At 65.1% G+C, this 6,229-nt stretch carries 4 protein-coding genes; all 4 read left to right on the forward strand.

The window, feature by feature from the left end; all coding sequences use genetic code 11:
- The first annotated feature begins 133 nt into the window (after nucleotides 1–133).
- Nucleotides 134–715, forward strand: coding sequence for a hypothetical protein (locus tag Q7T45_RS15000; RefSeq protein WP_304871719.1), 582 nt, complete (start codon nucleotides 134–136; stop codon nucleotides 713–715).
- Nucleotides 712–2,133 carry a zinc ribbon domain-containing protein gene (locus Q7T45_RS15005; RefSeq protein ID WP_304871720.1) on the forward strand — a complete coding sequence of 474 codons (1,422 nt, stop codon included), beginning with the start codon at nucleotides 712–714 and terminating at the stop codon, nucleotides 2,131–2,133. The genes Q7T45_RS15000 and Q7T45_RS15005 overlap by 4 nt, the downstream gene beginning before the upstream one ends.
- A gap of 407 nt (nucleotides 2,134–2,540) precedes the next feature.
- The gene (locus tag Q7T45_RS15010) at nucleotides 2,541–4,967 is read left to right on the forward strand and encodes a hypothetical protein (protein ID WP_304871721.1); all 2,427 of its coding nucleotides are present in this window, start codon (nucleotides 2,541–2,543) and stop codon (nucleotides 4,965–4,967) included.
- Nucleotides 4,955–6,229: hypothetical protein (locus tag Q7T45_RS15015; RefSeq protein ID WP_304871722.1), on the forward strand; the 1,275-nt coding region annotated here is incomplete at its 3' end. The genes Q7T45_RS15010 and Q7T45_RS15015, both read left to right, overlap by 13 nt.

A 6,229-nucleotide genomic window follows, 5' to 3' on the forward strand; every position in this document is an offset into this window, starting at 1 on the left:
GGCCCTGTCGGGGCCAACGGCTTCGGCCGTGTTGGCGAGGGTGCGCGGGCTCAACACCTTGACCTAGGACAAGGCGGCGAATTGGCCACGATCTAGTTTTGCTCCTGTCATTTCAGGGCCGGAGGATCACGGCGTGTCACTATCGATTTCTTCACGTTGGCTGCGCTGGCTGCTCATCGCCGTCGCGGTACTGGCCGCAGCGTTCGTACTTCTGGTCATCGATCCCTCGGGCGCATTGCTGTTCCGCGTCGTCGGGTTGATCGGCATGGCGCTGTTCGCGCTGTCGATTGTCACGATGCTGCTGACCTTCCGCAAGGCGCGAAAACTGTCGCCGTGGTCGCTGGCGATCGGTGCGATCGTCAGCGTGCTCTGCACCTGGGTCTTCTTCGCGCTGGCCGGCGCGCCGCTGTCGGCCACGGCGATCGGGCTCGCTGTCGCTGCCGGTGCGATGGTCGGGGTCGGCTGGTCGCTGACCAACCTGCTGTTCATCGACGGCGAAGCGATACGGGCGCGCGGCAACATCTGGTTTCTGGCGGTGTGGGCGTTGTCCCTGCTGATGACGCAGGCCGCGACGCTGGCGGGCGGGCAAACACCCTATGCGGTGGCGCCGGTTTCGTTTCTCGGCATGGGCCTCGCCGTCGGCAACAGTCTGGGGCTGCTGGCGCGATATGTCCGAGCCCGCGCCTCGATTTCCGTTACCGGAGAGAGACCATGAGTGCCTTCTGCACGGGGTGCGGCGCGTCACTGCCTGCCAACCAGAAATTCTGCACCAGGTGCGGTGCCGCCGTCCCCGATTCGAACCCGCTGGGAGCCGCTGTGGAGACGAAGCAAGCTGCTCCGGCAACCTCAAGCACGTCGCCGGTTTCGGGTTTCGGCAAGTCGCGCGCCATCCTTGTCGCGGGTCTCGTCGTCGGCGGTGTGGTTCTCGCAGCCGCGCTGATCATGACCGGACCGCAGGCCCCGCCATCGCCACCGAAGACTTCGACCGCCGTGGCGCCACCCAAAGCCGTGCCGCCCGCGACCCCGCCTGCCACCGTGGCCGCTCCCCCGGCGGGCTCCGCCACGGGGGCGATCAAGGCGAGCCGCTGGGAAAGCTATACCAACACCCGCTATGGCGTGTTGATCGACTATCCCGCCGACCTCTTTGCGATCCAGCCGCCGCCGCCCGACAATGCCGGGCGCCACTTCACGGCTGAAAAGGCCGGCGCCCGCTTTCATATCTACAGCCACGCCAATGCCCTCAGTTTCTCGGTCGAGGAATTGCAGGCCGAGGACGTGCTCGACATCGGCGATGCCGCGGCCGTGAAACGGAATGGCGCGGACTGGTACCAGGTCGTGGCCACCAAAGAGGCCGAGACCATCGTGCGCCGGGTGCTGCTGAGCGAGGACGGGACGATGATCCATCGGCTCGAAATCGCCTATCCGAAAGCCGTTGCTGCGGCGTTCGAGCCGGTGGTCGCGCGAATGATCAAGAGTTTCCGCGTCGATCCCGCGATTCCCGAAAAGGCCGCGAATGCGGCCGGTTCGCCGGTTTCGCCTGTGGCAACGAAGCCTGAGACGAAGCAGGCCGTATCGAATCAACCCGAAGCGAAAGCGCCGGAAGCGAAGAAACCCGATGCGGGCAAGCCCGTGTGGCGGCGCTTCGATTCCATCGGGATGGGCATGCGCCTTCCCGGCTATGGCGGCAAGGCCGGCGTATCGGCGGAAGTGCCGGCGAAATGGGCGTACTCCTCCTCGGCCAACTCGGCCATGCCCGAGCCGAACGTGATCGACTTCCAGGGACTGGAGGCCGACGGCGAAGACGTCCTCCATGTCACCTTCCGCGCCGAGCGCCGCGCCGCCAAAGCGACGTTGGCGAGCGAGGCGAAGATCATCAAGACCCGGCTCTCCGAAGGCGCCGACAACTATCGCCTGCTCAGCGAGCGCACGACGCAGATCGCCTTGCGGCCGGCCATCGTGTTCTCGGTGCAGTTTGCCGGCTCGGATTCGCCGGATCTGCTGCGCGAGGACGTCGCCATCATCGATGCCGGCCAGGTCTTCTACTTCGTCACCTTCGGCGCGCCGCAAGCGCGCTACGCCGCCAGCAGCAACGTCTTTACCCATGTGCTTGAGACCATCGGCTTCGCGGAATGAGCGCGATGGGTTGCAGAAATATCCTGCCTCGACTCCTGATAACTCTGGCGGCGCTGACGCTGGTTAAGCCGGCTCTTGCCGACAGAGAGAAGCTGTCGGATGCGTGGCCCGCGGGGAAATGGATTTTTTCGTTTTACCTACCCGACTCATACCTGCCCAATGGATTCTATTACGACCCGGACGGACGCCACTTCATCTTCAAGACCGTCGATCCTGGTTGCAACGAGGCGCATTGCCGGCGCTATTTCATTGGGCCGCATGCCCACTGTGCGAACTACAGCCTCTCCGCCAAGCCCGGTGAGCCAACCTCGCCGGTAGGTTACGGAGTCAATGTTACTTTCGCTCCGCGCAGCATAGGCGATGGCATCCAGGGTTATTGGAACCTGGGCTACCAGTCCGACAGCTCCTTGCAGAGCACTCTTGTCTTCAAGATCGGGTCCTGCGTGATGGGCCTATCGGTCCACGCCGACGAGGCGGGGCCCAAGCGGGGCAATCGCCGATTTCCCCGTCCCAGCGAAGAGGAAGTTCTGCAGACCTATCGGCAGTTTCACGCCGCGTTTGCTCGTTATATCGCCGATCGGGGCTGGACCAATCTCGAAACATCGCGAAAGAAACCGGATTTCGATCGCAAGACACCGTCGCCCGGCGTCGTGAACAACGATACAGAGCAGCCACCGTCTGAGGCAGAGGCCGAATCCCCCGTCTCTGACCTTACGCCCGCGGAGATCGCGACCGCGGCGGGACTTGCCGGCGGTACGGCGTTGCTTGGCTCGCTGCTGATGCTGGGTGCCACCGGTGTGCGGCGCGAGGAGGCGATCGCAGCCATCCGCGATCTGCTGCGCGGGCGCGTGCCGGAGGACCCGTTCGAGGCTTGGAAGCGCAAGTATGAGGCGCTGGGCTGGAAATACCGCGAGAAGAACGGGGTCGCGACCTTCGATCCGGTCGACGGCGCGCGCAACGAGGGCGGCGAAATCTATTCGGCCGAGCGCGGCGGTTTTGTACGGCCGGTCAGCGAGACGCCGCCCGCCCCACCACCGCTGCCACGCGACGGAGACGTCAACGATCGCGGCGAGGTGTGGAGTTCATTCTCCGGCGGCTATGTCGAGCGCAAGACCTATGACCAGGATATGGCGAACCGGGCCACACTCGCCGAGAAGGATCGTAGCGACCTCGCCGACATGCAGCGGCCCGACGCCGACGTCGCCGAGCTGAACCGCAAGATCGCCGAAACCCGCCGCAAGGGCGCGGAAATGCGCACCTACTTCAAGGCGCGCGACGAGCTGTTGGGCGCGCTCGGCGAGCAGCGCGGCCGCGAGGGCGTCGACGCGCTGCTCGACGAGTCCCGCTCCGGCCTGTTCGACGAACTCAGCGACCGCCTGCTGACGACGCCGGCCGACAACGACTACCGCAAGGGTCTGAAGGACCTGCTGCCGCTGGCCGATGTGATCGGCAACCAGATGCGGCCGGGCTACACGCCCACCTACACCTACAGGGACGCCGCGCAGGACACGCTGCTGCAGAGCGGGGCGGCGGCGCTCGATGCTATCCTGACAAAGGGCTGGGCCAGTTCGACGGTCGGCAGCAGCCTCGCAATGCGCGATGCGGCCCGCGCCGGCGGCGGCGTGGTCGAGATCGCGACCGCAGGTGTCAAGGCGGCGGTCACCGACGTCCTGTTCGGCAAGGCAATCCATTACGGCGCGGGTTATGCGGGCGAGGCCTGGCGTGCCGGCAAGAAGGCGGTCGCCGGCATTGCCGAAAGCGGCGCCGATCTTTTGGCGCAGGCGAGCCGGCGCTCCAAGGTCGCCACCGACCTCGTCGAAAAGATGCGCAAGAATCTGGGCACACTGGACCAAGGCGTGCATGTCGACGGCTCCGGGCGGCTGCGCGCTTCGCTGACTGACGTGCTGGAGGTGCAGAAGAACCCGCATCAGGTGCAGGCGCTGAAGCAAAGCGGATCGGCATCGACCCAGGAAGCCTTCAACAACACGCTGCGCAACGAGGTCTACAAGCCGCACGACCAGATGCTGCTGGAGAAGCTGCGCCAGTCGAGCCCCGAACTGGCCGACAAGAAGCTCGTGGTGCACGACTTCCGCACCCCGGGCAAGACCGCCAATCCCATCAACACCGACCGCGACTTCCGGGTATTGACCCAGAACGCCGACGGCAAATGGGTCGAGGTGCCCAAGACAAAATGGGAGCAGCACTCCAACGACGCCTTCGCCGAACTGACCTTCTTCGACAAGACAAAATGCCCTGATGGCATGAGCCCGGCGCAGCAGAAGGCGTGGTGGGCGGAACAGCACGGCCACACCCCGACCGACCGCGCCTTCCGCGAGGCCGGCCGCGACTACTCCGACCAGATCGCCGATCTCAGGACTGGCCAACGCGGCAACCTTCCCGGTGGCGAGGTGGGAGGCACCGGCACCACCCGGATCGCCGAACTCAAGGACATCGCGTCAGGCAAGGTACCCGTCCCGTCGCAGCCCGTAAAACTCGCCGATCCGCAGGGGCTGGCGCAGCAATTCCACGAGAAGGTGACCGGCAATCTGCGCCGCGGTGATCCGTTCGAGGCGATCGCGCAGGCGCAGAAGGGCGTCGACACGCTGGACAGCGTGCGCAAGGCCTATGGCGCGCAGAACATCCCGGCCGGCGAGGTGCCCGGCAATTTGCGGCAGGCGATGGACATCGTGAAGTCCTCCAACCTGCCGGTTCATCCCGACGCCGCGGTGCTGCACACGCTGGAAGGCAAACTGGAACGGCTCGGCTTCAGCGACCTCGGCGACTTCAGCCAAAAACTCTCCAGCCAGTTCGAGGGGCTGAAATGGACACCGTGATGAGCCGATTGATCCGCGCAGGGGCGACCGCGTTGATTGTGCCGATGGCGATCGGGCTCGCGTTCCTGGCCGAAGCACCCGTCCTGGCCCAGAGCAATTCGGCGCCTGACGGCATTCGCGCCGATATGTTTCCCGTCCCCGCGAGCGATCTTCCGGCCGGGTGGTGGTGGGCGAAGGACGCCGGCGCTGTCGACGCGCCGCCACAAAAGGTTCGGGAGTCCTGGACCCCAAGCTGGCGCCAGTCATTCTACATCAGCAGGACGAAAGGTTACGTCTTCAAACCATATGGTTCGGGGCTAGGCGGCTCCTGGTGCCGGCCGGAGAAGAACGGGCCGTGCGATTTGCCCCGCCTCGATATCGATATCAACATTACCGATTTCTCGATGCACGGGGGGGCCAAACCTTGCTTGGCGTCGGTCAAGGGCATGTTCGAGTCAGCCCCTTTGGAAAAGAGATGGCTTTCGCAAACATCATGGGTATCGCACAAAGGCGACCCGGATCAATTCGTGCTCCAGGCATGCTTCGGCCAGTTCTATGTCACCGTGCTTGTTGTCGGACGGGGCGATGCACGATTTGGTCAACCGGAAGAAAAGGCAAATCTCGAAGTCGCGAGGTTTTATGCAGGGGTGGTCGGACGCCGGATCGGCGAAACCCAAACCATCGAACAGGGCGTTCCGGGAAGCGACTCGTCATCGCTGGACACGCCGATCGCGACAGCCCCGCCGACCGACACGGCCGCAACGGACGGCAGCGAAACCGGCACCGGTGCAAATGAGCTTACCCCTGCCGAGATCGCGGCAGTATTGGTGATTGCCGGCGGCGCGGCGTTGCTGGGATCGCTAACGATGCTGGGAGCCACCGGTGTGCGGCGCGAGGAAGCGCTGCAGGCGATCCGCGATCTGCTGCGCGGGCGTATGCCGGAGGACCCGTTCGAGGCATGGAAGCGGAAGTACGAGGCGCTGGGCTGGAAGTACAGCGAGAAGGGTGGGGTTGCGACCTTCGATCCCGTCGACGGCGCGCGCAACGAGGGCGGCGAGATCTATTCGGCGGAGCGCGGCGGCTTTGTGCGGCCCACGGACGAGACGCCTGCCCCGCCTCCGCTGCCGCGCGACGGCGACGTCAACGCGCGCGGCGAGGTGTGGAGCGACTATTCCCACGGCTTCGTCGGCCGCAACACCTATGAGCAGGACAAGGCCAATCAGGCCTGGCTCGCCGACAAGGCGAAGTCGGACCTTACCGACATGCAGCAGCCGGACGAGGAC

The organism is Bradyrhizobium sp. (assembly GCF_030646015.1).
Classification (GTDB): Bacteria; Pseudomonadota; Alphaproteobacteria; order Rhizobiales; family Xanthobacteraceae; genus Bradyrhizobium.

Excerpts from the sequence above, each read along its gene's own strand:
- Q7T45_RS15005 (WP_304871720.1), top strand. The coding sequence starts at position 712 with ATGAGTGCCTTCTGCACGGGGTGCGGCGCGTCACTGCCTGCCAACCAG.